Below are 26438 nucleotides of genomic sequence, written 5' to 3'. Positions count from 1 at the left end.
ATCCTACGGCCAAATGCGCTGCGATAGTTCACATTCGGCATTATCGATGCGTTGGCCAGAGTCGATGTGCGCCACCACACCCGGCCGCGCAGAATGAGCAACTCGGCTCGGCCGGCATCCCATTCTCGATCACATCAGTCACAGTGCTATCCTTCTGCCTCAGAAGTCACACTGCTGAACGTGCAGTCCTGTCTCTGTATTGACCACAGTCAGGGGAAACGTTGTGACCGCCGGCAAAGTTGGAGGCGCATCGGTGTCGATGCGCGTCGGTGCGCTGGTGCTGGCAGCCGGTGTCGCCGGGCTCGTCTTACATGCTGTTCTCATCCCCTTCACCGCGCCCTCCCGCCTCGGGCTGATCAACAACGGGATGGACCTGGTGGTCTACCGTGAGGGCGCGCAGGCCCTGGTCGACGCTCACCCCCTGTATTCGGGATTGCCGGACAATTTCACCTATCCGCCGTTCGCCGCCCTGATGTTTCTACCGCTGACGTTCGTCGGGGAGGCGATCGCTCGACACGCGTGGCTCGTCCTGTCGTGTGTCGCACTGATCCTCACGGTGTGGCGCTGCCTGCGGGTGTTGGGGTATCAACGCGACCGGCCGACGAAGTTGCTCTGTATCGGCCTGTCGCTGTTGGCGATTCAGGTCGACGCCGTCCGCGGAGCCTTGACATGGGGACAGATCAGCATCGACCTCATGGCCATCCTCATTTGGGACCTCACCCGCCCACCCGGCGCCCGCTGGCGCGGCTGGTCGGTCGGGGTAGCGACGGGAATGAAGCTGATGGCCTTGGTCTTCCTGCCCTATCTGCTGCTCACGCGGCAATGGCGCGCTGCAGCTGTGGCGGCGGGCGTCGCGGCCGCGACCGTCGTTATCGGGTTCGTACTGCTACCGGAGGACAGCCGCGAATATTGGACCCACACCGCCTATCAGGTCCTCCGGGTGGGGCATCCCGACGACGTCACCAACAAATCCGTCAACGGCGTCCTGGCCAACCTGTATTCGCCCGGATCGGTCCCGACCTGGGCGTGGCTGATCTGTGCCGGGCTCGCCGGAATCGTCGGCCTCCTGGCCGCGGTCCTGGCGCATCGGCGGGGCTGGGCGCTGTTGGCGGTGACCATCCTCGGGATGGCCGGCTGCGTCGTCTCACCCCTGGCATGGGGGCACCAATGGGTGTGGTTCGTGCCGCTCCTCGTCCTCCTGCTCCACCGCGCGATCGACGAACCACGAAGTGCCGCCATGATTTCCGCGACAGTCGTGGTGGCCTGCGTGGTATCGATGTGGGAGGGGGTCTGGACCTACGTCCGGACACGGCGCTTGCACATCACCCCCCTCGTTGAGTACTCGCGCACCGACATAGCCGTGGAACACGACGAGCTCACGCGGATTTTGGTCTGCGGCTACACGTCACTGCTCTACCTCATCCTCGCTGTCGCAACCGCTTGCGCCGCGTTCACCGCGCCCGGCCGATCCGCGTCGCCGGCCTCCGCCGGTGCGCGGCCGACGAAGGTGTCCGCCCGGCGGTAACCGTCGAGCTCGGCACACTGTCACGCGTGCTCCAGCCGTAGTGATCGTGTCAGCTTCGTTATCCGAGTCTTCTCCATGCTCGCGGCCATTGGACATACTCGACCATGTGGATTTGGCAAATATTCAGCTACCGCACGGGACTCTTCGCTCGACCCGCCCTGCCGGGTGTGCCGTGCAGCGCACACGACACACCGCGGCGGCACAGTCGCCGCGCGGCCCCAGACCGCACCTGCATGGGTAATGAACAGCATCTATACCTGTGGGACGGATTCGCCACGCCGGACATGGCCGAGCTTGGCGGTGCTGATCCTGCCGGTCCTGCCGGTGTCGATGGACGTCACGGTGCTATACCTGGCGATGCCGAAGGTGACCGAACAACTGGCCCCATCGGCTACTCAGCAGCTATGGATCCTCGATATCTACGCGTTCCTGATGGCGGGACTGCTGATCACCATGGGGAACCTGGGCGACCGAATCGGGCGGCGCATCCTCCTGCTGGGCGGCGCGACGGTCTTCGGGACGGCCTCGGTGCTCGCGGCGTTCGCGCCGAATGCGGGCGCGCTCATCGCGGCCCGGGCGCTGATGGGTCTGGGCGGTGCGGCGCTGCTGCCGTCGAGCCTCGCGCTGATCTCGAGCCTGTTCACCGAACCCCGCGCGCGGGCGACCGCCATCTCCGTCTGGGCGGCGTTCGCGGCGGGCGGGTCGGCGATCGGCCCGATCATCGGCGGGGCGCTGCTGTCCAGATTCTGGTGGGGATCGGTCTTCCTGATCAACACCCCGGTCGTGCTCGTCTTGCTGGCGCTGGGTCCGTTCCTGCTGCCGGAGCATCGGGCGGCGGGGCGGGGACCGCTGGATCTGCCGAGCGTGGTGCTGTCGTTCGCAGGGATCTTGCCGCTGGTGTACGCGGTGAAGGAGGCCGCCGCGACGGGCATGACCGTGCCGACGGCCGCGGCGGGTGTCTTCGGCGCGATTGTGCTGATGGTGTTCGTGTGGCGGCAGCGGCGGCTTGCCGAACCGCTGCTCGACCTGCGGTTGTTTCGGCACGGGCGGTTCCGGCTCGCCGTCTCGACCAGCCTGGTGGCCACGCTGTCCGGCGGCGGGATGGGGTCTCTGACCAGCGCGTACCTGCAATCGGTTGCCGGGCGTAACGCGCTCCACGCGGCACTGCTCGGCATTCCCGGGGCGACGGCAGTTTGCGTGTTCTCGTTGGGCGGCGCCGGCGTGGCGCGACGGCTCGGGGTGCGCAACGCTTTCGGAGTCGGGCTCGGCGCCGCCGCGGTCGGCAACCTGCTGCTGCGCGGCATCAGCGTCGACGGCGGAATCGCCTGGTATGTGGCCGGTTCCACGGTCGCCGGCGCCGGTTATGGGATCGTACTGATGCTGGTACCCGACCTGGCGGTGGCCGCAGTGCCGCCGGAACGGGCGGGCTCGGCAGTCGGAGTCACCGAGACCAGCATCGAACTGGGCAACGCCCTGGGGCTTTCCCTGCTCGGCTCGCTCGCGGCGCTGGTATTCCGTTCCGGCGGCGACTTCGCCCCGACGCTCGGCGAGACACTGACGGGGGCATGCGACGATCCCGCCCTGGTCGATGCGGCGCGGAGCTCGTTCGTCACGGGCATGCACGTCGCCACCACCGCCGGTGCGGGCCTACTGGCCTTGGCCGCGGCCGCAGCGCTGCTGGGATCGCGAGCTCAGCGACCTGACGATGCCGGTGCGACCCCAGGATGGTGGGCAGCCGCGGCAGCGGCGGATCCACCGCGCCGTCCAGCACGCCGCCCACCGGATCGTCGACTCCGTCGCGGCGCACCGGGTCCTCTGCGGGCCGGTAGATCTGCCGGACGATCAGCGCGCACAGCCCGATTACCGCGAGGTCGCGCAGCGCGACCGCGCCGGTGAACCACTGCTCCGGCACGCCCTTGCGGTCGGCGCCCAGGAAGTAGTACATGCGCGGGAACCACACCAGCGCGTCGATCGTCATCCACGCCAACAGAATCCGCCGATGCGGCAGCGCCAGCACCGCCAGCGGCACCAGCCACAGGGAGTACTGCGGGCTCCACACCTTGTTGGTCAACAGGAACGCCGCCACCACCAGGAACGCCAGCTGCGCCAGCCGTGGCCGCCGCGCGGCGGTCAGGCCGAGGTAGCCGATGGCGGCGCACGCGACCACGAACAGCAGCAACGACACCGCGTTCAGCACGGGTGGGGTGGCCGAGGGCACGAGTGGGCCGTCGAAACCCTTCCAGCCGGTGAACGAGGTGATCACATTGTAGATCGAGTCGACGTCTGCTTGGCGTTCGGTGTTGAGCCGGAAGAACTCTCGCCAGCCGTCGGGGAACAGCACCGCGATCGGCAGATTCACCACCAGCCAGGTCATCGCGGCCGCGGCCACCGCGACCCCGGCAGCGCGTAGCGGCCGCACGTGGGTGCCCTCCAGATACTCGCGGATCGCCCGCCGATATCCGGTCTCCCTGTGCCGCAGCAGTTTCCGCGGTGAGGGCAGCCGGTGGCGGCTGTCGGCGCGCAGGCACAGCACCACGATCGGGCCGAGCAGCAGCAGCGGATACAGCTTCGCCGCGCCGCCGAGCCCGAGCAGCACACCGGCCAGCATCGGACGCCGCCGCGCCCAGGCCAGCAGGCCGGTAGTCGCGAAAGCCGTTGCGAGAGCGTCGAAATTGGTGAATGCGTGCACCAGCACCAGCGGCGACAGCGCCACCAGCGCGGCATCCCAGACCCGCCGCCCGGCGAGCAGCGCCGACGCCCACACCGTCACCAGCCAGGCCATGGCCAGGCCCACCGCGACGACATCGAAATAGACCACCACCGGCAGCGCTCTGGGTAGCGGCAACTGGGTCCAGGCGTCGGCGATCTCCATCGACACGTACTGGTACAGGCCCGACAACACCGGATACTCCATGTAGCGGGTCTGCGGCGCGCCGTCGGGACCGATGTCGGTCCACGACTTCTTGTACGGAAACACGCCCTCGTTCAGCCGTTCGGTCTCGTAGAGCGGCACGGTGTCCGAGACGCACATGGCGACGTACTGACGGTCGTTGCGCCAGTCCAGAGACAGACGGCCATCGGCGCCAGTCTGCTGGATGCAGGGCGCCTTGCCGAACCAGCCCAGCGCCAGGAACACAACCGCGAACGCGAGCAGCACCCGCATCGGGGTCCAGAAGCGGGCCCGGCCGATGAGGGCATGATCGCCCACCGGCCCACCGATGACAGTGCACGCCTGGGCGACCAGCGGATCGGTGCGACCGGGTTTGTCGCGCCGATCCGCCGACCGCAGGTCTGGTGCGAGCTGCGCCGGCGAGGTGGTCGGTGCTGGCTGGTCCTTGATCACGGCGCCCGGCTACCGCTCTCGGCCTCCGGTGTACGGGCTTCCGCCGCTCGAGGACGCACCACTCCGCGAATCATGAAGACTCATGCCTTCCCAAGTGCTGCTGCCTCTGGCCGCCAGACTCGTTGTGGTGCTTCGTGCGCTCCGCTGTTACCGGAAACCGATGTATGGTTCGGCCGCTCTCTGAGCATCCGAGTTGCGTGAATCACCCGGCGGAACGGTACCGCATACGAGCCCGTGGTTTTCGACATCGCTACTCACGGATTCCACTGGGCCGACATCAGGGCCGCACGATTGACGTCGGCGCATCCATGGCAGCATCTGGCACGTATTCGGCACAAAAAAGGCAGGCCAACACGCTTACGGTGTTGGCCTGCCTGTTCTGCGTGGTTCTAGCTGGGATCGAACCAGCGACCCCTCGCGTGTGAAGCGAGTGCTCTCCCGCTGAGCTATAGAACCGGGGTCTCGTCGCCGAGGCGACTGTCCGGAGCGGCGTTTGCGGTGCCGCTCGAACGAGAATGAAGATTACACACCCGGCTGGCATCACACCAAATCGCGTGCACAACGGCGTAAAACTGAGGTTATCGGGGGCGGTGGGGCGGGTGAGGTTTCACCGGGGTGTTGCCGGGGCGACATGGGGGCGTCGCCGGGGTGGGGTGGGATGTGGGTGATCCGTGTCCGTCCGGTCGCCGAGTTCGTGGGCCGACCGGCGAAACCACATGCCTGTAGTTCATATTTACCCCCATCTACCAGGCGATTTGTTACCTGCGCAGATAGTCGGCTAATGTTCTCTCTCGTCAGCGGGACAGCCGAAAGGCGCCCGGGACGAAATGCGGATGTAGCGCAGCTGGTAGCGCATCACCTTGCCAAGGTGAGGGTCGCGGGTTCGAATCCCGTCATCCGCTCGAGGGGCCAACACGGCCTGCTTGGCGGTGTGGCCGAGTGGTGAGGCAACGGCCTGCAAAGCCGTGCACACGGGTTCGATTCCCGTCGCCGCCTCTTCTTTTGAAGAGCAAATAAGACCCGCGCGATTAGCTCAGCGGGAGAGCGCTTCCCTGACACGGAAGAGGTCACTGGTTCAATCCCAGTATCGCGCACCACGTTTCATCAGATCAGGCCCGGCTCACGCCGGGCCTTTCTGCATTTCCGGGTCGATCCGGCCGTTCAGCCGAGAGAGATCCGCGCGGCGGTACCCGACACCCACCCCGGGCATGGCTATCGTCCAGCTATGACAGCAAATTCTGGCGTTACCCGCCGATCCGCGCTGCTCGGTATCGGCATAATGGCGGCGTCAGCGCTCGCCGCGTCAGCATGTAGCAACTCATCGGACAAGTCGTCGTCCACCACGTCGACCACCGCCGCCATGGACACGAAGTCGGTGGCCTCCGACGCCTACGTGTACGGCTACCCCTTGGTCCTGATGGAGGCCACGCGGGTGACCGGGGCGCCGGCCAACCAGTTCTCCCACGCCCGCTCGCTGCCGATGGCGGCCAACCGCACCATCGTCCGCCAGAACCAGGACACGTTGTACTCGCAGGCGTGGCTGGATCTTTCGGGTGAGCCGATCGTGATGACCGTCCCGGTGATGGACGGCAAGCGGTTCTGGATGATGCCCACCCTGGACGCATGGACCAATGTCACCCAGAATCCTTCGAGCATCAACCCGCAGGTGAAATCCGGCACCGGCAAGGGACCGTTCACCTACGCGTTCACCGGCCCGAACTGGAAGGGCACGCTGCCCGACGGGCTCACGCCGCTGCCGATGCCCACCGACATGGCGTGGATCCTGGGCCGCATCGAGATCAACGGCGAGGCCGACCTGCCCGCCGTGCACGCCATCCAGGATCAGCTGAAGCTGGCCCCGCTCTCGGCCTGGCAGCAGAACCACGACGCCGCCAATCCGGCCGTGGACGCCAGCTCCTCCGGCGACCCGGAGAAGGAGGTCGCCGCCATGGACGGGCGCACCTTCTTCAACAAGCTCAACGCCCTCATGGTGGCCAATCCGCCCGCCGCCGATGACGCCGAGGCACTGAAGCGCTTCGCCACCATCGGAATCAAGCCCGGCGGCACCGTCGACTCCCAGCCGGCCGACCAGCTCGACGCGGGCGCCGCCGACGCCAAGCAGCGCATCCAGACCTGGCCCAACCCCGACCTCGCCGACGAGAACGGCTGGCAGTTCGGTACCACGGCCGGACGCTACGGAGCCAACTACATGCTGCGCGCGAATGTGGCCCTCATCGGTTTGGGCGCGAACCTGCCCGAGGACGCGGTCTATCCGTCGATGTTCGACATCCCCGCCGACGACAACGGCACCCCGCGCGCGCTCCGGATCCATTTCCCCGCAGGACAACTCCCTCCTGTGGACGCGTTCTGGTCTATCACCGCGTACACCGCCGACGGCTTCTTCGTCGACAACCCGGCCAATATCTACGCCGTAGGTCACCAGGTCCCGCCGGTGGCGAATCCCGACGGCAGCATCGACATCTACGTCCAGAGCGCCGAGCCCGAGGAGGGGATGCGGGCCGCGAACTGGCTGCCCATCCCCACCAGCGGCAAGTTCAGCCTCACCATGCGCTTGTACGCCGCCCACAAGTCCGTGATCGATGGCAGCTGGAAGCCGCCGGCCCTCACCCCGGCGTCCTGACCGCCGCTGTCCACGGCGCATCTGCGGCTCACCTCCGCCGGCGCGATGGCAGCGACGTTCGCGGCCACGGGCGAGGCCGGGATGGTGCTCCCGGCGTTGCACGCGCTCGCCTTCCCGGCGCTGTTGTTCGCGGTGGCCGCGGCCCGGCCGCGCCGGCTTCGCTCGCTTCGACCCGTCCGGCGGCGGGAGCGGCGACGATCGCGACCGGTGCTCTGAGAATCGACTACCGTAACAGCGACGCGGGCAACGTGTTTCGAACTCTCAGCGGTCGCGCTGGGAGCGGACCAGGGCGCCCGGGCGGGCGCCGGTGTCCTCGCCGTCGCGCAGCACGACCTCGCCGGAGACGATGGTGGCGCGGTAGCCCTCGGCGCGCTGGAGCAGGCGACGCGCTCCGGCCGGGAGGTCGTAGGCCATGGCGGGCGGCAGCAGGCGCAGGGCCTCGAAGTCGATCACATTGAAGTCGGCCTTCTTGCCGACCGCCACGACGCCGCGGTCGTCGAGGCCGTACATCCGGGCGGTGTCGTAGGTCATCTTGCGGATGGCGAGCGGCAGCGGAATGCGTTCGCCCCGAGCGCGATCGCGCACCCAGTGGGTCAGCAGGTAGGTGGTGTTGGAGGCGTCGCAGATCGCGCCGACGTGCGCGCCGCCGTCGCCGAGGCCGACCGCGCTGGCCGGGTGCAGCAGCATCTCGCGAATCGGGTCCTGGGTGAAGCCCGAATAGTTGAGCAGCGGACGGTAGAACAGGGCGGTGCCATCGCGGGTCAGGAGCTGGTCGTAGATGTACTCGAACTGCTCGACTCCCGCGCGGGCCGCGTCGGTGGCGAGGCTCGCCCGCGGGTCCGGCTCGTAGTCCGGCGGATCGCCCAGGGTGAAGGTGCGGTCCAGGCCCATGCTGATGAAGGCCATCGGATTGTCGGGGAGGTCGGCCTCGGCGAGAATCGTCTGCCGCAGTGCGGGATCGCGGAGTTCGGCGACCAGGGCGTCGAGGCTTTGGCCCGCGCGTTCGACGGCGGCCTGGTAGCTGGGCCGGAAGGAGAACGGGTTGAAGGTCTGCAGGCCGATGAGCAGGCCGAGCGGGCGGGCGGAAACCTGTGGGCGGATCGGGATTCCGGACTCGAAGGCCGCGCCGGCGGTGTCCAGCAGCCGTTTCCAGTCGTCGGGCGCGCCATCATGTTGCAGCAGGCCGAAACTCACGGTGCGGCCGGTCTGTTCGGCCAGGCGCAGCATCCAGGCGAGTTCGCGGTCGGGGGCGGCGAGGTCCTCGCCCATGATGCCGGCGGGGGCCAGTTCGAAGACGCCCGCGCCCGCGTCGGCGAGGGCCTGGCCGATGGCGAAGAGTTCCTCCTCGGCGGCGAAGGTGCCGGGGACCGGTTCGCCGTCGATGGCGCGGTGCACGATGGTGCGGGAGGTCGAGAAGCCCAGTGCGCCCGCCTCGATGCCCTCGCGCACCAGCTTGGCCATCATGGCGATGTCCTCGGGCGAGGCGGCGTCGTTCTTCGCGCCCCGCTCCCCCATCACGTAGGCGCGGACCGCGCCGTGCGGGACCTGGGTGCCGACGTCGACGGCCAGCGGCAGCCGGTCCAGGGCGTCGAGGTATTGCGGGAAGGACTGCCAGTCCCAGCGGATCCCGGCCGAGAGCGCGGCCCCGGGAATGTCCTCGACGCCTTCCATCAGCCCGATGAGCCAGTCCCGCTTCTCCGGCGTGACCGGCGCGAATCCGACACCGCAGTTGCCCATGACGACCGTGGTGACACCGTGCCAGCAGCTGGGTGTCAGCTGCGGGTCCCAGGTGATCTGCCCGTCGTAGTGGGTGTGGATGTCGACGAAGCCGGGGGTGACCAGCAGCCCGGTCGCGTCGATCCGGTTCTGCGCCACGGCATTCACGAGTTCGCCGGGCGGGGTGATGGCGGCGATGCGCCCGTTCTCGACGGCGATGTCGCCGGGATACGGCTCGGCTCCGGTCCCGTCGACGATGGTGCCGTTCTCGATGATGAGTGAGTAGCTCACGAGTGGTCCTAGAGGTCCCAGTGTCACTGACACTCCACAGACTAACTAGACAGCGCGTCAGCGAATCCGGAATCGCAGAATTCGCTCTGATCAGCGCGTTCGCGACGCGGAAATTAGGCTGATGCCCATGAGGATTCGGCGGTGGCGGCGGGTTTATCTGGCTGCCGAGTACGCGGCATTGTTCTTCGGCGGGACGACTCTGTACAACGCGGTGCTGCGCGGGAAGCCGCCGATCCCGGCCCTACTGGTGCTGGGGACCGGGGTGACGGTGTATCTACGGCGATCGAAGGGTTTCGACCGCCAATCCCTCTGGCGGGCCGAGGCATTCCCGGAGCAGGCGCGGTCGATGGCGGTGGGGGCGGGGGCGAACGCGGTCGCGTTGACCGCGGCGACGGCATTGCTGCGGCGGGAGGACCTGTTCGATCTGCCGCGGCGCAATCCGTTGATCTGGCTGGCGGTCATGGTGCTGTATCCGGCTTTGAGCGTGTATCCGCAGGAATTGATCTTCCGGTCGTTCCTGTTCCACCGGTACGCGCCGGTGTTCGGGGAGGGCCGGGCGATGGCGGCGGCGAGCGCGGCGGCGTTCGGGTACGTGCACATCGTGTTCGGGAGCTGGTTCTCGGTGGCGGCCAGCAGTGTGGGCGGATGGTTGTTCGCGGCACGGTACATGCGGACGCGGTCGTTGTTCACGGCGTCGGTGGAGCATGCCGCGTACGGGATTCTGGTGTTCACGGTCGGGCTGGGGCGGCATTTCTATCACGGCGCCGCCCCGGCCGCGCGAATTCAGTTGGGGGCGGTCAGAACTGTCTGATCCCGCTCCGCCCGAGCGGGCCGGATGAAGACGGCGATGGCGATGATGATCACGAAGGCCAGCAGCGCCGTGCCGGTGCGGGCGATGTGGAACAGCTCCCAGCGGTGCAGGATCTGGGCGTAGTCGTCGGGCCGGGGGCCGACGGCCCACTGCTTGATCTTGCCGTTGATCGGGACATTGCCGAAACGGGTGATGACGAACGATGTGAGGACGAGGCCGGAAGCCGTTGCGGCCGAACGGCGCACGACTCCCCCGCTGTAGATCGCGAGCAGCAGCGAGGTGAGGGCGGCCAAGCCCATCGCCGATTGCATGACGGGTCCGTTGACCTTCATCAGGGCCGTGTGGAAGGTGAACCGCACGTCCAGCGGCACCGTCTTGAACGCTTGCGCGACATTGATCAATCCGTATCCGAAGGCGCCGCACAGATATCCGGTGGTCAGCAGGGCGGCCGCGGTGAGCAGTCGAGTGCGCATGGGTGAGCCTTTCGCGGAGAGCATCGTCTCCGATTGGTTCAGTTTTCCAAATAGTTCAGATCTTCGAACCTGTATCCTGGATCTGTCAAGACCGCAGTACGACATCGATCGGAGGGGTTCGTGCCTCGGCCACAGCGAGCGGCGGACGCCGCGGGCGCACCGGTGAGTGCGGAACACCAGCGGCAACTGGAGGCGCTCGCACCCCTGATCGCCACGCATTTCCGGCGCGCCCACGGCGATATGCCCGCCGCGTTGCGCGAATCCTTCGACGCGGGCGGGCTCGGCAATCGGCACGGCGCGGTGCTCGCACAGGTGCTCGCGGCGGGGAGTCTGAGCGTCAGCGATCTGGCCCGCCGGCTCGGCATCAGCCTGACCAATGCCAGTCAGCTTGCCGGGGAGCTGAACCGGGCCGGGTGGCTGCGCCGGCACAACGATCCCGCCGACAATCGACGCACCCTGCTGTCGCTGCCCGACGATCGCCGCGACGATGTGGCAACCTTCATCAACCGGCGGTCGGACGCGCTGCTGCGGGCGATGGGGCGCCTGACTCCGACGCAGCGGCGGGGGTTTCTGGCCGGGCTGCAAGCCTGGGCCGACGAGATCGACTGACTCGCATCCTCGGGGGCCGGGCCGACGAGCGCGACGGTTCGACCGCCGATTTCGGGCCTCGCTCGACGGCCCCGCCAACCGACGGGGATGACCTTGTCGGGCAGACTTGATCAGGTGGGAAACCTACCTGTGGCGGCGGTGGTGTGCGCGTTCATCGGCGCGGTGTTGTTCGCGGTGTCGGCGGTGGCGCAGCAGCGCGCGGCGGCGGACGTCCCCGAGGGGGATGCGTTGCTGGCCAATCTGATTCGCAATCCACGATGGGTGGCCGGGGTGATCGGCGACACGGGCGGATTCGCGTTCCAGGTGGCGGCGCTGGCCTTGGGGTCGGTGCTGGTGGTGCAGCCGATCCTGGTGACGGCGCTGGTGTTCGCGCTGCCACTGGCCGCGCACTACAGCGGGCGGCGGGTGACCGCGGTGATGTGGTTGCAGGCGGTGGCGCTGTCGATCGCGCTGGCGTGCTTCCTGGTGGTCGGGGAACCGACCGAAGGGGTCACCGAGGCGCCGTGGCATCGCTGGGTGCTGCCGCTGGGCTTGACGGCCGGTGTCATCGCGGTCAGCGTCGTGGTGGCTACCACCGTGCGGGCGCCGACCCTGCAAGCCCTGCTGCTGGGCACGGCGGCCGGTCTGCTCTTCGGCGTTTCGGCCGCCCTCACCGAGAACGTCACCCAGTTGTTCACGATCAGCATCGGGACCGCCCTCACGAGCTGGGAGATCTACGTCCTGGCCGCCTGCGGTCTACTGGGCCTGTATCTGCAACAGCGTGGCTATCAGGTGGGACCGCTGTCGGCCTCGCTGCCCGCGTTCACCGTCGCCGAGCCGCTGGGTGCGGCATTCCTCGGCATGACGGTTCTCGACGAGCGGCTGCGGTCCGGTCCGGTCGGCACCGCCTTCGTCGCCCTGTCGGTGGTCGTCATGTGTGTTGCGGCGGTGCGCCTTTCCCGCGCCCAGGCCGCGCCCCTGGCCGGCCCACTGCCCGAGACCGACTGACCGGCACCGCGACATGCCCGAAATCGCCCGTTTTCCTGGCGATTTGCATTACCCACCCACCCATAGGCTAATGTTCTGTCCCGCAAGCCGATCGGCCCACAAGGCCGGGTGAGCACGCGGATGTAGCGCAGCTGGTAGCGCATCACCTTGCCAAGGTGAGGGTCGCGAGTTCGAATCTCGTCATCCGCTCCAAGGGGGATATACCCGCGCGATTAGCTCAGCGGGAGAGCGCTTCCCTGACACGGAAGAGGTCACTGGTTCAATCCCAGTATCGCGCACCACGAACGAACAGATGAGGCCCGGCCACCGCCGGGCCTTTCTGCTTTCCCGGCTACCGACGCCGAGCGCGCAGTTCCACCGCGTCGAGGATCAGTTCCAGGGCGACCTCGAATTGGTCCTCCTCCTCCACCTCGGGCAGATGCGAGGCCACGGCCGCGATATTGGGGTAGCGATCGGCGGGCAACGCGACGTATTCGCGACTCCACGCGGCGTGATCGGCGGCCCGGTCGGCTTCGGGCACCGTCAGCAGCATGGCTTCGAGAGCCGAATAGGACAGCGCGACTTCGACCAGCGCCCGGTAGGACGATGCGGCGTCGCGGCCCTGCAATCCCGCCTGGAGCAGCGCTCCGATGACGATCTCCGCGCCCGCGAATTCCGCCTCGCGCCGGGAGGTCCGGCCCGCGACCACCACCGCGACGCGCGGGTGCGTGTGGCAGGCGCGGCGCACGCGCCCGGCGAGGTCGCGCAGGGTGTCGCGCCAGTCCGGCGAGGGGACCATGCCCTCCAGGGCCTCCGCGACGAGCTTGTTCGACAGTGCCAGCAGCAGCTCGTCCTTGTTGCGGAAGTGCCGCAGGACCGCGGTGTGGTCGACGCCGAGTTCAGCGCCGAGCTGACGCAGGGTGAGCGCGTCGGCCCCGTCCCGCTCCATGACCGTCATCGCGGTTTCCAAGATCAACTCAGGGGTCAGGAAACTCAGCGACCGGCGGCGACGCGGCGCGGCGGAACCAGAGGTTTTCACCCTGGTCAGAGTACCGGCAGCAAATAAGCACCAGCGTTGACACCACTGTTGTTAAGTGATTCCATGCTCCGGCACCCGCTGAAGAACGGAAGCACTGATGCTCAGAAGATCCCTGTCCACCGTCGCCTGCCTCGCCGTCGCCGCGACCCTCGCCGTGAGCGGCTCCGCGGCCGCCTCCGGCCCGTTGCCGCTACCGCTGCTCCCCCACGTGCCCTTCTATCCGACGACCACCATCGCGGCGTCGAACCATCCGACACCGCTGTCCGGAACCGGGAAGCCGATCCAGGCCACCTACACCTACGAGGGGCAGCAGCGCACGCTCGCCGACTACCTCTCGCGCAGTTCCGCGCGCGGTTTCGTTGTGGTGCAGAACGATTCGATCGTCGGTGAGCGCTATTTCGCCGGGTACTCGGCCGCCAGCCGCTTCAACTCGTGGTCGGTGGGCAAGTCGATCACCGCCACCGCGGTCGGGATCGCGATCGCCGAGGGCCGGATCGGGTCGGTGGACGATCCGGTCACCCGGTACGTCGGCGAGCTGAAAGGCACCGGCTACGACGGGGTCCGGATCCGGGATGTCCTGCACATGGCGTCGGGGCACGCGTACGACGAGACCGACTACGCCGATCCGACCAAGGGGTCCACCGCCACCACGATTCGCATGGTCGCGGGGACCTCGCTCATCGATCAGGCCAAAGAGGCCGAGCGCGACGCCCCGCCGGGCACGCGGTGGAACTACGACTCGATGAACACCTTCGTCCTGGGCTGGGTGGTGGCCAAGGCGACCGGGCATCCGCTCTCGTCCTATGTGCAGGACAAGATCTGGCAGCCCGCGGGCATGCAGACGTCCGCGCTCCTGGGGCACGACTACCGGGGCAGCGATATCGCGTACTGCTGCTATCACGCCACCGCAAGGGATTTCGCGCGATTCGGGCTGCTGTATCTGCACGACGGGCGGGTCGGCGACCGGCAGGTGGTGCCCGCGCAGTGGGTGCGCGACTCCACCCACAGCAGTGAGCCGTATCTGCAGCCGCATCATCTGATGCCGGAGTCGCCCGGGTCGTCGGAGAACAATTACGGCTACGGCTATCAGTGGTGGCTCGGCGATGGTGACCGGGGCGATTACGTGGCGGTGGGCATCCTCGGCCAGTACATCTACGTGTCGCCCAAGGACAATGTGGTGATCGTCAAGACCAGCGAGGATCTCAACTCCGAGGAGAACATGGGCGAGGCGATCTTCGCCTTCCGCGCGACCGCCGACGCACTGCGCCGCTGAGGCCGAACGGGTGGGGCCGGACCGCCGGTTCCACCCGATTTGCATTACCCACCCACCCATAGGCTAATGTTCTGTCCCGCAAGCCGATCGGCCCACAAGGCCGGGTGAGCACGCGGATGTAGCGCAGCTGGTAGCGCATCACCTTGCCAAGGTGAGGGTCGCGAGTTCGAATCTCGTCATCCGCTCAACCGAAGTCCGGATCGATTGATAACGATCCGTTCCGGGTCCATTCCGGATCGATTCTTCTCTCCGCCGTAGCCAGGCAATAACCTGCTGACATGACGACAAACGTTGTGACCGAACAGGATCCGAAGATCGCCGCCATCGCCGCCTTCTTCGAGGCCTACGCCCGCTACGACCTCGACGGGATGCGGGCCGTCCTCACCGAGGACATCAGCTGGACCATTCCCGGCCGCCACCCGCTGTCCGGCACCAAGCACGGCATCGACGAGGTCGTGGAATTCTTCAACCAGCTCTCGACCGCGGGCATGAAGGCCGAGACCTTCTTCCTCGAAGCCAATGACGAATACGTCGTCGACATCCACCGCGGCTACTCCACCGCCGGCGAGGGCAAGGTCGACACCATGTGGGCGCTCGTCTGGCATTTCAACGCCGACGGCAAGGTCGACCGCGTCGTCAACCTTTCCGGAGACCAGCACCAGATGGACAACTACGTCTGGCAGAACTACACCCTCGCCCCGCTGCCGACTCGCCTGGCGTAGGCGCGGCAGCCGGGGCGCGTCCGCTACTCGTCAGCCCCCACCCGGACACCGATTCCGGGACTGGCAGAGTGAAGCGGACGCGCCCCGAGCTAGGAGGTTCAGACCATGAGCGGACGCACGCCCAGCCAGTGGGAGGAGATCATCGCCGCCGATCCCACCCACTCGACCCGCTACGTGGAGCGTTTCCGCAATCTGGCCGCCGAGGGCACCGACATCGTGGGCGAGGCACGGCTCATCGACGCCATGCTGGGGCGCGGCAGCCGCGTCCTGGACGCGGGCTGCGGGCCGGGCCGGATCGGCGGCCACCTTCACCAGGTGGGCCACACCGTGGTGGGTGTCGACGTCGACCCGGTCCTGATCGCGGCCGCCGAACACGACCACCCCGGCCCCACCTGGCTCGTCGGCGACCTGGCCGAACTGGACCTCCCCGCCCGTGGGGTCCCCGCCGACTTCGACGCCATCGTCTGCGCGGGCAATGTGATGGCATTCCTGGCGCCCTCCACCCGCCGCGCTGTCCTGTCGGCCTTCGCCCGCCACCTGTCCCCCACCGGCCGCGCGGTCATCGGTTTCGGCGCCCACCGTGGCTACGACTTCGACCAGTTCCTCTCCGATGCCCAAACCGCCGGGCTCACACCGGATCTGCTGCTGTCGACGTGGGATCTGCGGCCGTTCACCGCCGATTCGGAGTTCTTGGTCGCGGTGTTCTCCCGGACCGCCTGACGGCGTTCACGGCGGCGGATCACCATCGCGTCAGCGGCAGCAGTTCGGGTCGAGGACCAGGCAGAGCGCTGACAGGGCGTCGCGGTAGGCGCGGTGGAAGGTGTTCATGCCGCGGCGTTCGGATTCGATCAGTCCCGCCTTCTTCAGCTGGCCGAGGTGGTGGCTGACCGTCGATTCGGCCAGGCCGACAGCCTCGGCGAGGTCACCGGTGTTCTCCTCGCCCGCGGGGCTGGTGAGTAGCAGGGACAGCAGCCTCACTCGGGCCGGGTCGGCAATCGCTTTGAGCCGCAAGGCGATTTCGAGCGCAGCGGCATCATCGACCGGGGCCGCGGCGACGGGGGCGCAGCAGACCGGGGCGGACATGTCGATCACGGGCAGCGCCTTGGGCATGAGAACAACCCTACCCACCTTCTTGACATATGTCGAAATACTGGCGCAGACTCTGCTGCATCGGCATTTCGATATATGTCTCACAAGTGGAGGTGCAGTCACCATGTCCCGCATCCAGCTCGCCCTCAATGTCGACGACCTCGACCAGGCGATCACTTTCTACTCCACCCTGTTCAGGACCGAACCGGCCAAGCGCAAGCCCGGTTACGCCAACTTCGCCGTCGCCGAGCCGCCACTGAAGCTGGTCCTCATCGAGAACCCGGGCCAGGGCGGCAGCCTCAACCACCTCGGCGTAGAGGTCGAAAGCTCCGGTCAGGTGCACGCCGAGATCGCCCGCCTGTCCGACGCGGGCATGTTCACCGAGGAGCAGATCGCCACCACCTGTTGCTTCGCCACCCAGGACAAGGTGTGGGTGACCGGGCCCGACGCCGAACGGTGGGAGGTCTACACCGTGCTGGCCGACAGCGAAACCTTCGGCACGGCACCGATTCTCGCTTCCGGGGAGGCCACGACGGAGGCACAGGCCATGGCGGTCTGCTGCGGCACCGCCGAGGAAGCCGCCGCGGAGGGAGCTTGCTGCGGCAGCAGCGCGAAGGCGGAGGCGGTCGCCTCGGGTCAGTCCTGCTGTGGCTGACCTCGTTGTCGATTCGCTGATTGTTCGCTTGCGCACGACTTCGACAATCGTCAATATCGATGCGTGTCGAAACGAGAATTGCCGCTGGTCGCGGTGACCGCACCCGGATGTGAGGTCACTCCCCTGGCCCGGCAGCCCTTGACCCAACCGGCCGCCACCGAGTTGGCGGCGGTGTTCAAGGCGTTGTCGGACCCGGTGCGTTTGCGGCTGTTGTCGGTCGTCGCCAGCCATGTCGGCCAGGAGGCCTGTGTATGCGACATCTCCGACGGCTTCGACGTCTCCCAGCCCACCATCTCCCACCATCTGAAGGTGCTGCGGGAGGCCGGGCTGCTGTCGAGCGAGCGCCGCGGCTCGTGGGTGTACTACCGGGTCGAGCCCGGAGCGCTGCGGCAGCTGTCGGATCTGCTGGCAATCGCCTTGCCTGAGGGGGCCGCCCGATGACCACGCTGTCCCGGCGTCTGGTGGCCGAGTTCATCGGCACCGGACTGCTGGTGTGCGTGGTCGTCGGGTCCGGCATCGCGGCGCAGCAGCTGTCCGCCCACGATGTCGGGCTCCAGCTGCTGGAGAACTCGACCGCCACCGTGTTCGGGCTCGGGATTCTGATCCTGATCCTCGGACCGGTCTCCGGCGCACACTTCAATCCCGTTGTTTCGGTGGCTGATTGGTTTTCGGGTCGCCGCCTCGGCACCGGTCTCACCACCACCGAGTTGCTCGCCTATCTCGGCGTCCAGGTGCCGGGCGGCATCGCCGGGGCGGTGCTGGCCAACATCATGTTCGATCAGCGGGCCGTCCAGATCGCGACCCATCACCGGGTCACCACCGGCCATCTCGTCGGTGAGGTGGTGGCCACCGCCGGGCTCATCGCCGTCATCTTCGCGCTGGTGCGGACCGGCCGCGCCGCACTGGCGTCCGTCGCCGTGGCCGCCTACATCGGTGCGGCGTACTGGTTCACCAGCTCCACCAGTTTCGCCAATCCCGCCGTCACGGTCGGCCGAATCTTCTCCGACTCCTTCGCCGGAATCGCGCCCTCCTCGGTACCGGCGTTCATCGCCGCTCAATTCCTCGGTGCAGCAGTCGGATTCGTCCTGGTCGGCGCGCTGTACCCCGATCCCGCCCCGACGGCCGAGCACGCCGCTCTCGACGTCCCGACCGCCTGAAAGGCTCCACCCACCAATGACTTCCGTCAAGCCGAGCGTCCTGTTCGTCGGCGTCCACAACGCGGGCCGCTCCCAGATGGCGCAGGGTTTTCTCGCCCACCTCGCCGGGGACGCCATCGAAGTCCGCTCAGCCGGAACCGCACCCGCCGACACCATCAACACGGCCGCGGTCGAGGCCATGGCCGAACTGGGAATCGACATCACCGCCCAGACGCCGAAGGTCCTCACCCCGGACACGGTGCAGACCTCCACCGTGGTGATCACCATGGGTTGCGGCGACACCTGCCCCTACTTCCCCGGCGTCGACTACCGCGACTGGACCCTGGACGACCCTGCCGGCAAGGACGTCGCCGCCGTACGTCCGATTCGCGACGAAATCCGCACCCGGGTCGAACAACTCATCGCGGAGCTGTCGCCACCCGGAGTGGAGCCGCGCTGAGCGCTGCCGCCCGGAGTGTGCGGTCGTCTGGGGTGGGGCGCAGCGCACACGGGTCGCGACGGTCGAAGACCTCCTCCGCGAGGGCATCCCGGCTCGCCGAGACTGATCGGTCGCCCGGGGTTAGCGCAACCCGGCGCGGTGGGCCGGGGCATCGCCTACTCTGTGCGAATAGTCATGGACGGTCCGGTAATCGAAGCGGTGGTCGGATGGATGGAGGTACCCCGCTCGACGGGCCGCACACTGCTCGCATTTACGACTACTTTCTGGGCGGCAAGGACAATTACGAGGTCGATCGGCAGGCCGCGGCGGAGATTCTGACGGCGTGGCCGGACATTCGGATCGCGGCGCGGGTCAATCGGCAGTTCATGCATCGCAGTACGAGGTTTCTGGCCGAGGCGGGGATTCGGCAGTTCCTCGATATCGGCACCGGGATTCCCACCGAGCCCAACCTGCATCAGATCGCGCAGCAGACCGCGGCGGACGCGCGGGTGGTGTACGTCGACAATGATCCGCTGGTGCTGGCGCACGCTCGCGCGCTGATGATGGGCGGCGAACACGGGGACACCACCTACATTCTCGGTGATGTCACCGATCCGGATTTCATCCTGCGCGCACCGGAGCTGACGCAGGCTTTCGACCTCGGCCGGCCGGTGGCGTTGAGCATGATCGCGTTGCTGCATTTCGTCGAGAGCGACATCCCCGGCATCATTTCCCGGTTCCTCGACGCGCTCGCGCCCGGCTCGTATCTCGTGATCTGCACCATCACAGCGGATTTCGCGCCCGCGCAGGTGGCGGCCGCCCAGAACGTCTACCGCGTCCGCAGGATGCCCGCCCAGGTTCGCACCCTCTCCGAGGTCACCTCCTGGTTCGCGGGCCTGGACCTGGTCGCCCCCGGCGTCGTGCCGCCGCACCGGTGGGGGCTCGCGGAATCGCTCGAGATTCCGGCCTCCTTCGACGCCAAGATCAACTGCTACTGCGGTGTGGCGCGCAAACTCTGAGCCGTCGCCCAACCCCACAGGCCGCGGCAAGGAAATCGATAGCGATCGTTAAGGGCCGGACCGTACATTTTCGGTGAATCCAGCTCCGAGGGGGTGAAAGGCTATGGCGCTACGTATTTCCGGACAGGCGATCACCAGTGACATGACGCCTGAGACCGCGCATCTGGTTCCCGGTCCTGCCGGAAGCCGATGGGTGCTCAGCTGGCTGCCGGGGCGGGATCTGACCCGGGAGCAGGCCATCGACGGGATGGCGCTCGACGAGATCCTCAGCGACCTGGCCTCCACCGAGGAGGAATTCGTCCTGGAGCTGGCGGCGCTGCGAGCCGAATCGCTGGGGATGCGGCTCGAGGAGGCCGTCGTCCGCCTGGCGGCGCGCATCATCGAACGCGACCGCCGGCAGCGGCGCGCGGACGGTGCGGACCGTCCCCCGGGTAATTCTCCGGAGGGACGGTTCTGCACCGGACGCACGAATCCTCCCGTCCCCCAGTGCCACTCGGGCGCGCACTGACGGTCCGCCCTAGAATTGCGGCCACAGACCTACCGGGGAGGATCCACGTGGCCGCAACGATCACCATCTCGATCACCGATGCCGACGACGACATCGCCGAACTGGCGTCGCTGTTCGAGGCGATCGTGGTGGACGACGACCTGCGCGCCGTCCACAAACGACTGATCAGCGGCGAACCCGTCCCCGACGCGCTCGGCGCGACGGAACTCATCAAACTCGTGGTCGAATCCGCGCCCTTGATGGGCGCGGTCACCGCCTGCCTGACAGCCTGGATCGCGAGCCGCACAACCAAATTCACACTGAAGATCGGCGACTCGGAGATCTCGGTCAAGGGCGAGGTCTCCGAGGCTGTCGTGCGGCAGGCCCTCGAACAGCTCCGCCCCAACGGGGTGCAGAACCCGGACACGAAGCAGATCGAGGAAGCGTAGCCCCGGCTACGTATGGTCAATCGACCCGGATCACGATGGCGGACGCGTTGTCGTTTCCGCCCGCTGTCTCGCAGGCAGCCAAGAGGGTGGTGACGGCAGAGTTCGGCGATATATCCCGACTGAGAACGGCCCGTAGGTCGTCGTAGCCGACCTGCTCGGATACACCGTCGGTGCACAGCAGGTAGCGGTCACCGGGTTTCATTGTCACGCTGAGTACGTCGGGTTCCGGCGCGGACCCGTGGCCGATATAGCGTGTCAGTTGATACCGGGCCGCCGCGGCCTGTGGCGAGTCGAACGGATACCACCCGTGCACGGCCCCCAGCCACGCCATCGTGTGGTCGGTGGTCAACAGTTCGAGCAGCCCGGCACGCCACCGATACACACGCGAGTCACCGATCTGAACGAGCCAGCAACCCTGTGGCGCGGCAATCATGGCGGTAAGAGTGCACCCGGCGAGGGCCCGTAATTCACGGCCGACACGGCTCACCCGAGCATGAGCCGCTGCCACCGCATCGCGCAGCGTGTCCGGCCCCGGCTCCGCCACGCGCGTGGCGTAGTCGACGAAGGTATCGACAGCGATCCGCCCCGCGGCCGCACTGCCCGGTCCATCTCCCATACCGTCGGCCAGCACCGCGAGCAGCGGATCCTCAACGAGGTAGGCGACGTCGAAGTTCGCCGAATAGCGGTTGCCCGTATCGCTGCCCACGGCGGTTCTGATATCAAGACCATCCACAGCGCCAAGGCTATCCACGGCGAACACCGACACCCACACGGACGAAGAAAATCCCACGTCGGACGGCACCTGCACCGTACGGTGTTGCTAGCCGTGGCAACAGACCCGGACAAGCACCGTGTCGTCGGGCAATGTCTGCAGGTAGCTTTCGATGCCGCCCGCTGGTATCGGACAGTCTGGTTGGTCTCCACGGGAAGTGGCCTCGCCCAAATCCTTATGGCCCGGTAGAACGTAGAACCCCGCGCCTTCCCCGCCATCCCGAATCCGCCACGTGCCCCATATATCCCGCTCCGGGAACCCTCGCCGTATCTCGAACGGAGCCAGCGCTCGCGTGATCGCGCCATCCACATCATCGACCGCCTCCGGCGGCAGACAGATCGTCACCCACCGTTGCACCAAACCGCTTCCCTCCCAGAGGTCCTGCGCGCCCAAGCTACCTCTCGGAATCGACGAGCGCCCAGAGGCCCTCGGTGTCGTACGGCAGACCCGGCTGACGCGAATATCCCTGATCAGTCAACATCAGCTCTCGCCGAGCGGCATTCTGACTCTGGTCGAGCAGGGGAGGTCCCATGGACGCGAGCGCGATCATCGTGATCGGCGTTGCGTACACGATCGGTTGCGGTGCCCTCGCCGGTTACATCGCCGCTTACCGGCGAGGGAACGGAATCCCGTACTTCTTCCTAGGCGTCGCACTCGGTCTACTGGGTGTTGCCGTAGCGCTCCTGGTCCCTTTCAAGCCTCGTACCCCGAGAGGATGGCGAGGTGTGAGATGCCCTCGGTGCAGCGCCGAACAGAATGTCCAGCCGGGCCAACAGGGCTTCGAATGTTGGCGCTGTGGAGACGAATTCCCGCTCGAATGGGACTGACCGTCAAACCTGCAACTCTGCCTCCAACAGCTGCTCGACCGCAGCCTGCCCGGCGGCTCTTACACGCCGGTTCGGCCGTCTATCCGTTCCCGGATGAGGTCGGCGTGCCCGTTGTGTCGGGCGTACTCCTGAATCATGTGGATGAGGATCCAGCGCAGGCTGTAGCGTTCGCCGGTCGGCTGATGCACCCCGAAGGTGTCGAGCGACTCGCAGGCGTCGGTGATCTCGCGGGAGCGGTCACATGCGTTGTGCCACAACCGGAGTGACTCTTCCGCGTCAGCCTCGTCGACGTCGAAGTCCGATCCGTCCGGGGCATCGGCGCGCCAATGCGCGAACGGGGCCTCGGTGCCGGACAGGATCCGGGCGAACCAGCCCAGTTCGACATCGGTCAGATGCCGTACCAGCCCGAGCAGCGACAGCTCGGACGGTTCCACCGCTCGCCGGCGAAGCTGGTCCGGCGTCAGCCCGGAACATTTGCGGGCCAGTGTCTCCCGATGGAACTCCAGGACACTGGTGAGCGTTTCGCGTTCTCCGGCAAGTTGATGCGTTTCGGCCTGATCCGTCGACTCCACTCGTTCATGATGCCGGGTCTGATGAGTATCCGCTCCGACCTTCGCGCTCGGCCGGGTACGAACGCACTGGTTCGCTCCGCCGATAGACTCGCCCTGGTGATCCTGCGTCCCGGCGAGGGCCTACCCGATGGCTTGACCAAACGAGCCCGATCGTATGTCGGCACACACGGCGTCAAAGTCGAGGTCCAGCCTGTGGAGGACCACCGGCAATGGTGGCTCGAGCGAGGCGTTCCCGCAGGACTGATCGACCGCATGTCCGCCTACCAGAAGACGTGGGGCGGCCTGCTTTTGCCGCCCGCGCCGCAGTACGACGGCGGACCACGCTATTTCGATCCGGATTCCCCCGAATCAGATACTGCGGGATGGTGGTTCGAAGCCGGCGCGCAACGGACCGCGGTGCCCTTCGCGTTCATGATCGGCCCGTCCGGCGAGTTCGGGATCCACGCCGACGTGGCTGGGTGGGTACCTCTGCATTCGACCATCGAGGGCTGGGTGGAATCACTGGCGTTGGCCAGCCACGCGTCGATGTGGGCGCGCCAGATCACCCGGCTCACCGGCGATGAGGTCGACGGTATCGACCTGGACGACTACGAACCGGTGCGCGAGGTGATGGGCCTCGCGGACACCTGGTGGAGAGGTCCGGACTCGCTGGTGGCGCTGTACACCGGGGAGGCCGAGGGCCTCGAATTCCCTAGGGCACGGGTTGCGCTGATCTACTCGGGCCTCGACGAGTGGGGGCTGCACGGCGCCGTCCCAGCCGATTCGTAGCCGAGACCACGGGGCAAGGGCGGATGTGCCAGTTCCCTTGCGGCAGGCTCAGTTCCACCCGCTCGGAGATGCCTGGGCGATGGCGTCGGGGATGGTGCTGCCCGGGAATCCGATCCGGTCGACGACGGGGCGGATGAGGCCGGGGATCCGGGCCAGTAGGGCGAGCCGTTTCGGGACGACGATCAGGTCGGCGCGGCGTTCGATGCCGGAGACGATGCCGTCGACCACGTCGGCGAGAGGGATCATCTTCCACAGGCCACTGGTGTTTCCCTTCCACAGGGTGTTGCCGGCGGGGTCGGAGTGGACCTGGTCCATCATCGGAGTCTTGAAAAAGGTGGGGTGCACACTGCCGACACCGACGCCGAGGTGACGCACCTCGAGGCGGGTCGAATCGGCCAGTGCCCATACTCCGGCCTTGCTCGCGGTGTAAGCGCCTTGCAGGGGCGAGTGCACGAACGCTGCCATCGACGAGATCGCGAGCAGGTAGCCCTTCTGCTGCGTGACGTGCGGGAGCCCGGCTCGGAACGTGCGCCAGACGCCGTTGAGATTGATGTCGATCACGCGCTCGAAGGCCGCGGGGTCGACAGTGGCCAGCGGAGCCATTGTCCCGATGCCGGCGTTGGCGATCACCACGTCGATACGACCGAAATGCGCGGCCGCAGCATCGACTGCCCGCTGCAGGCTGTCGAAGTCTCGGACATCGGCGGCCCACCCGCGCGCGGCGCTGTCGGGGCCCAGCGCTTCGGCTTGCCGTGTGACGGCGTCGGCATCGAGGTCGAGTAGTGCCAGGTTGGCGCCGCGGGCGGCGACGGCTCGGGCGAGCGCGGATCCGAGTCCGCCGGTGGAGCCGGTGATCAGGACGGTGCGCCCGGCGAGGCGGTAGCGAGACACAGTGGACGACTCCTCGATTGTGATCGAAGGTGCGGTGACTCAGGCGGTGAGGGGGACGTGCTGAGCATGCGGCATGTCACTGAGAGCTGTTTCGCCGCAGAATGGTTCCGCTGTCGGCAATCCGGCAGCGGAACCCGGTGGAACCGCGAGCTGCTACTTCACGCCGTTCTTGATGGCGGCGTCCTGCTTCGCGGCGATCGCGAGCGCTACTTCGGCCGGAACCTGTTCACCGGTCTTGCTGTTGAATTCGATGATCGCGAAGGCTGCGCCCTGGGCGAACACCACGACGGTGGTTCCATTCGGGCCATTCATGATGCCGCCGTCGACACCGATGTCGATAGGCGTGAAGGCCGCACCCGACTTCTGCGCCACTTCATTCTTTGCCGCCGTGTTGGCCGCGGCAGCGGTCGCGGCGTCCTCGCGCACAATGACCGCGGTGCTGATCTTCTCGGTCCCAGCGCCGTTGCCGTAGACGCCGGTGATGCCGTGCGGCTCCGCCTTGGAGGTCTTCAACGACCAGTCGGCGTCGATATCGCTGGGCTTGATGAGCAGGTTCGCGTAATCGCTCGCGGCAGGCGACGAGGCCGCACTGGTCGACGCGGCCGAGGTGCCGGTGGACGACGACTCCTGGTCCGAGCTACAACCAGCGATTCCCAGGGACAGCACCACTGCGGCACCGAACACCACAGCCTTCGATTTCTTCATCGGCAGATAATGACAGAGGCGCAAATCCCCCGCAAACCTTATCCCGGAACGTCGTTCAGCGGCGACAGCACGATGTACTCGATGCCTGGTCCGGCGCAACACCGCCGCCAACGCGATCAGGCGCGTAAGAGAGACTGCTCGCATGAGTCTCGCAGCACATCTGGAGCAGCTCGGCCGCCCGCTGGTCGAGGAGCAACTGGCGCATCCGACCGTGGCCGGGATCGCGAAAGGCGACCTCGCCGAGCCGGTGTTCCGCTCCTGGCTGGAACAGGACTACCTGTTCCTGCTCGACTACGTCCGCGTCTTCTCCCGCCTCGCCTGGCAGGCGCCCGCCTCCCACCTCGGCGACCTGGTCGACCTCGCGCACGCCACTTTCCACGACGAAATCTCGCTGCACCGCGGTCTGGCCGCGGAGTTCGGCGCCGACCTCGACGGCGCCACGAAAGGCGAGCCGTGCACGAAATACACTGCGTTCCTGCTGGATTCGGCCGCAAACTACGCCGACGGCCTGGCCGCTCTCTACCCCTGCATGTGGGGCTATTCGACGCTCGGCGCGATCCTCGCGCAGAACCCTCCCGCCGACCCTCGCTACCAGCGCTGGATCGACACGTACGCCGACCCCGGCTTCGCGGCCCTCACCGCCCGCTGCGCCCAGATGCTCGACGAAGCCGGCGGCGACAACGCGGAGGAGCTGTTCCTGACCGGCATGCGTCACGAACTCGCCTTCTGGGATGTGCCGCTCAGCCGCGGATGAAGTCGGTGGCGCGCCGGCCAGTCCGGTCCGCGCGGCGGCTACGCGTTTGCCGAGGACGGACTGATCGTGCGTGGTCAGGTGTGGGTGTGTGGTTCGTCGGCGTGTCGCATTACGGCGTCCCACCAGCGTTCGAGCCGGCTCGATTCCGGCCAGCGCAATGGCACATCCTCATCGGTATCTCGCGTGATGGTGGGCGGCGTCGTACGCCGCTTACCCGGTCGGCGGGCGAATCTGTCGTCGTGTTGCTCGGGTGGTGTTGCTGTCATGGCGCACCTTCGAATCGCTGCCCGACGTCCGGTCTCACCGAGGCGGGCTGGATTCTCAACTCGCAGCGGCGGTAATTACGCCGAGGTCGACCGCGCCCGAGGAATGCCACGAAGGCCCAGGCGACGTTGCCGAAGGTCCGCGCCACCGCGAAAGCGGAGGCCGACCTGATCAATGGTAGGCGTTCAAGGTCAACGACAGG

The 26438-nt window shown here is 67.2% G+C and carries 27 protein-coding genes, 7 tRNA genes and 1 pseudogene; 25 read left to right on the top strand and 10 right to left on the bottom strand.

The genetic code is table 11. From position 1 onward, the window contains the following. Nucleotides 1–223 precede the first annotated feature (223 nt). Together ABZ382_RS26575 and ABZ382_RS26570 are read left to right on the top strand one after the other, a co-directional pair. Complete coding sequence (locus tag ABZ382_RS26575) at nucleotides 224–1525, top strand: glycosyltransferase 87 family protein (protein ID WP_357094004.1); 1302 nt, start codon at nucleotides 224–226, stop codon at nucleotides 1523–1525. A gap of 75 nt (nucleotides 1526–1600) precedes the next feature. After that, nucleotides 1601–2992, top strand: a pseudogene (locus ABZ382_RS26570) (MFS transporter); the annotation flags it as partial. A 142-nt stretch (nucleotides 2993–3134) separates the two neighbouring features. Here the strand turns inward: ABZ382_RS26570 and ABZ382_RS26565 are convergent. Further along, nucleotides 3135–4865 (bottom strand): glycosyltransferase 87 family protein, encoded by a 1731-nt coding sequence (locus tag ABZ382_RS26565; protein WP_357094110.1) that lies wholly within the window; start codon nucleotides 4863–4865, stop codon nucleotides 3135–3137. 387 nt (nucleotides 4866–5252) lie between these two features. Next, nucleotides 5253–5324 (bottom strand) — tRNA-Val (locus ABZ382_RS26560). 373 nt (nucleotides 5325–5697) lie between these two features. On the opposite strand from ABZ382_RS26560, the gene ABZ382_RS26555 reads away from it, so the two are divergent. The 5 genes from ABZ382_RS26555 (at nucleotide 5698) to ABZ382_RS26535 (ending at nucleotide 7725) form a co-directional block, all read left to right on the top strand. Further along, a tRNA-Gly gene (locus tag ABZ382_RS26555) sits at nucleotides 5698–5770 on the top strand. A gap of 23 nt (nucleotides 5771–5793) precedes the next feature. Next, nucleotides 5794–5864 (top strand) — tRNA-Cys (locus ABZ382_RS26550). 26 nt (nucleotides 5865–5890) lie between these two features. Continuing rightward, a tRNA-Val gene (locus tag ABZ382_RS26545) sits at nucleotides 5891–5965 on the top strand. Nucleotides 5966–6228: 263 nt separating this feature from the next. Continuing rightward, on the top strand, nucleotides 6229–7509 hold the full coding sequence (locus ABZ382_RS26540; protein WP_357094002.1) for a DUF1254 domain-containing protein: 1281 nt from the start codon (nucleotides 6229–6231) through the stop codon (nucleotides 7507–7509). 45 nt (nucleotides 7510–7554) lie between these two features. Further along, entirely contained in the window at nucleotides 7555–7725 is a 171-nt protein-coding gene (locus ABZ382_RS26535) for a hypothetical protein (RefSeq protein ID WP_357093999.1), read from the top strand. A gap of 45 nt (nucleotides 7726–7770) precedes the next feature. Here the strand turns inward: ABZ382_RS26535 and ABZ382_RS26530 are convergent, their stop codons facing one another. Further along, the gene (locus tag ABZ382_RS26530) at nucleotides 7771–9516 is read right to left on the bottom strand and encodes an amidohydrolase family protein (RefSeq protein WP_357093997.1); all 1746 of its coding nucleotides are present in this window, start codon (nucleotides 9514–9516) and stop codon (nucleotides 7771–7773) included. A 127-nt stretch (nucleotides 9517–9643) separates the two neighbouring features. On the opposite strand from ABZ382_RS26530, the gene ABZ382_RS26525 reads away from it, so the two are divergent. After that, complete coding sequence (locus tag ABZ382_RS26525; protein WP_357093995.1) at nucleotides 9644–10327, top strand: CPBP family intramembrane glutamic endopeptidase; 684 nt, start codon at nucleotides 9644–9646, stop codon at nucleotides 10325–10327. Here ABZ382_RS26525 and ABZ382_RS26520 read toward each other — a convergent pair. Beyond that, nucleotides 10300–10800 (bottom strand): DUF1772 domain-containing protein, encoded by a 501-nt coding sequence (locus tag ABZ382_RS26520; RefSeq protein ID WP_357093993.1) that lies wholly within the window; start codon nucleotides 10798–10800, stop codon nucleotides 10300–10302. The two genes, ABZ382_RS26525 and ABZ382_RS26520, sit on opposite strands and share 28 nt — an antisense overlap. 120 nt (nucleotides 10801–10920) lie before the next feature. Here ABZ382_RS26520 and ABZ382_RS26515 point away from each other — a divergent pair, with 120 nt between their 5' ends. The 4 genes from ABZ382_RS26515 to ABZ382_RS26500 all read left to right on the top strand — a co-directional run bounded on the left by ABZ382_RS26515 (nucleotide 10921) and on the right by ABZ382_RS26500 (nucleotide 12677). After that, a complete protein-coding gene (locus ABZ382_RS26515; RefSeq protein ID WP_357093990.1) occupies nucleotides 10921–11409 on the top strand; it encodes a MarR family transcriptional regulator in 489 nt (162 codons plus the stop codon). A gap of 114 nt (nucleotides 11410–11523) precedes the next feature. After that, complete coding sequence (locus ABZ382_RS26510; RefSeq protein WP_357093988.1) at nucleotides 11524–12396, top strand: DMT family transporter; 873 nt, start codon at nucleotides 11524–11526, stop codon at nucleotides 12394–12396. 116 nt (nucleotides 12397–12512) lie between these two features. Then, a tRNA-Gly gene (locus ABZ382_RS26505) sits at nucleotides 12513–12588 on the top strand. Nucleotides 12589–12602: 14 nt separating this feature from the next. After that, a tRNA-Val gene (locus ABZ382_RS26500) sits at nucleotides 12603–12677 on the top strand. 50 nt (nucleotides 12678–12727) lie between these two features. Here ABZ382_RS26500 and ABZ382_RS26495 read toward each other — a convergent pair. Then, entirely contained in the window at nucleotides 12728–13414 is a 687-nt protein-coding gene (locus ABZ382_RS26495) for a TetR/AcrR family transcriptional regulator C-terminal domain-containing protein (RefSeq protein ID WP_357093986.1), read from the bottom strand. A gap of 97 nt (nucleotides 13415–13511) precedes the next feature. On the opposite strand from ABZ382_RS26495, the gene ABZ382_RS26490 reads away from it, so the two are divergent. From ABZ382_RS26490 to ABZ382_RS26475, 4 genes are all read left to right on the top strand, one after another. Next, nucleotides 13512–14687, top strand: a complete 1176-nt coding sequence (locus ABZ382_RS26490) for a serine hydrolase (protein WP_357093983.1) — start codon at nucleotides 13512–13514, stop codon at nucleotides 14685–14687. Nucleotides 14688–14799: 112 nt separating this feature from the next. Further along, nucleotides 14800–14872, top strand: a tRNA-Gly gene (locus tag ABZ382_RS26485). Between the two features lie 93 nt (nucleotides 14873–14965). Continuing rightward, complete coding sequence (locus ABZ382_RS26480; RefSeq protein ID WP_357093981.1) at nucleotides 14966–15409, top strand: nuclear transport factor 2 family protein; 444 nt, start codon at nucleotides 14966–14968, stop codon at nucleotides 15407–15409. Nucleotides 15410–15514: 105 nt separating this feature from the next. Beyond that, a complete protein-coding gene (locus ABZ382_RS26475) occupies nucleotides 15515–16129 on the top strand; it encodes a class I SAM-dependent methyltransferase (RefSeq protein ID WP_357093978.1) in 615 nt (204 codons plus the stop codon). Nucleotides 16130–16159: 30 nt separating this feature from the next. Here the strand turns inward: ABZ382_RS26475 and ABZ382_RS26470 are convergent, their stop codons facing one another. Then, entirely contained in the window at nucleotides 16160–16519 is a 360-nt protein-coding gene (locus ABZ382_RS26470; RefSeq protein ID WP_357093976.1) for an Rv2640c family ArsR-like transcriptional regulator, read from the bottom strand. A gap of 103 nt (nucleotides 16520–16622) precedes the next feature. On the opposite strand from ABZ382_RS26470, the gene ABZ382_RS26465 reads away from it, so the two are divergent. The 7 genes from ABZ382_RS26465 to ABZ382_RS26435 all read left to right on the top strand — a co-directional run bounded on the left by ABZ382_RS26465 (nucleotide 16623) and on the right by ABZ382_RS26435 (nucleotide 20683). Continuing rightward, nucleotides 16623–17153, top strand: a complete 531-nt coding sequence (locus ABZ382_RS26465) for an ArsI/CadI family heavy metal resistance metalloenzyme (protein WP_357093973.1) — start codon at nucleotides 16623–16625, stop codon at nucleotides 17151–17153. 63 nt (nucleotides 17154–17216) lie between these two features. Next, complete coding sequence (locus ABZ382_RS26460; protein WP_357093970.1) at nucleotides 17217–17594, top strand: metalloregulator ArsR/SmtB family transcription factor; 378 nt, start codon at nucleotides 17217–17219, stop codon at nucleotides 17592–17594. Next, entirely contained in the window at nucleotides 17591–18310 is a 720-nt protein-coding gene (locus ABZ382_RS26455; RefSeq protein WP_357093968.1) for an aquaporin, read from the top strand. The genes ABZ382_RS26460 and ABZ382_RS26455 overlap by 4 nt, the downstream gene beginning before the upstream one ends. A gap of 16 nt (nucleotides 18311–18326) precedes the next feature. Next, nucleotides 18327–18749 (top strand): arsenate reductase ArsC, encoded by a 423-nt coding sequence (locus ABZ382_RS26450; protein ID WP_357093965.1) that lies wholly within the window; start codon nucleotides 18327–18329, stop codon nucleotides 18747–18749. A 206-nt stretch (nucleotides 18750–18955) separates the two neighbouring features. After that, nucleotides 18956–19747, top strand: coding sequence for an SAM-dependent methyltransferase (locus ABZ382_RS26445; RefSeq protein ID WP_357093962.1), 792 nt, complete (start codon nucleotides 18956–18958; stop codon nucleotides 19745–19747). Between the two features lie 103 nt (nucleotides 19748–19850). Continuing rightward, nucleotides 19851–20255, top strand: a complete 405-nt coding sequence (locus tag ABZ382_RS26440; RefSeq protein WP_357093959.1) for a hypothetical protein — start codon at nucleotides 19851–19853, stop codon at nucleotides 20253–20255. Nucleotides 20256–20302: 47 nt separating this feature from the next. Continuing rightward, nucleotides 20303–20683 carry a hypothetical protein gene (locus tag ABZ382_RS26435; RefSeq protein ID WP_357093956.1) on the top strand — a complete coding sequence of 127 codons (381 nt, stop codon included), beginning with the start codon at nucleotides 20303–20305 and terminating at the stop codon, nucleotides 20681–20683. Between the two features lie 16 nt (nucleotides 20684–20699). Here ABZ382_RS26435 and ABZ382_RS26430 read toward each other — a convergent pair whose 3' ends face one another. Both ABZ382_RS26430 and ABZ382_RS26425 read right to left on the bottom strand, forming a co-directional pair. Next, nucleotides 20700–21491, bottom strand: coding sequence for a protein phosphatase 2C domain-containing protein (locus tag ABZ382_RS26430; RefSeq protein ID WP_357093953.1), 792 nt, complete (start codon nucleotides 21489–21491; stop codon nucleotides 20700–20702). 850 nt (nucleotides 21492–22341) lie between these two features. Further along, nucleotides 22342–22854, bottom strand: a complete 513-nt coding sequence (locus tag ABZ382_RS26425; protein ID WP_357093950.1) for a DinB family protein — start codon at nucleotides 22852–22854, stop codon at nucleotides 22342–22344. Here ABZ382_RS26425 and ABZ382_RS26420 point away from each other — a divergent pair. After that, nucleotides 22777–23622, top strand: coding sequence for a hypothetical protein (locus tag ABZ382_RS26420; RefSeq protein ID WP_357094114.1), 846 nt, complete (start codon nucleotides 22777–22779; stop codon nucleotides 23620–23622). The genes ABZ382_RS26425 and ABZ382_RS26420 overlap by 78 nt on opposite strands. 48 nt (nucleotides 23623–23670) lie before the next feature. On the opposite strand, the gene ABZ382_RS26415 is transcribed toward ABZ382_RS26420, so the two are convergent. Beyond that, nucleotides 23671–24513 (bottom strand): SDR family NAD(P)-dependent oxidoreductase, encoded by an 843-nt coding sequence (locus ABZ382_RS26415; RefSeq protein WP_357093948.1) that lies wholly within the window; start codon nucleotides 24511–24513, stop codon nucleotides 23671–23673. A 153-nt stretch (nucleotides 24514–24666) separates the two neighbouring features. After that, nucleotides 24667–25362: a hypothetical protein gene (locus ABZ382_RS26410; protein WP_357093945.1), complete on the bottom strand. Its 696-nt coding sequence runs from the start codon at nucleotides 25360–25362 to the stop codon at nucleotides 24667–24669. On the opposite strand from ABZ382_RS26410, the gene ABZ382_RS26405 reads away from it, so the two are divergent. Then, nucleotides 25361–25972 (top strand): transcriptional regulator, encoded by a 612-nt coding sequence (locus ABZ382_RS26405; protein ID WP_357093942.1) that lies wholly within the window; start codon nucleotides 25361–25363, stop codon nucleotides 25970–25972. The two genes, ABZ382_RS26410 and ABZ382_RS26405, sit on opposite strands and share 2 nt — an antisense overlap. The last annotated feature ends 466 nt before the right edge of the window (nucleotides 25973–26438 follow it).

This window comes from Nocardia sp. NPDC005825 (genome assembly GCF_040630175.1).
Classification (GTDB): domain Bacteria; phylum Actinomycetota; class Actinomycetes; order Mycobacteriales; family Mycobacteriaceae; genus Nocardia.
The sequence above is the reverse complement of the archived record's forward strand: the minus strand, read 5'-3'. Positions and strand labels throughout refer to the sequence as shown.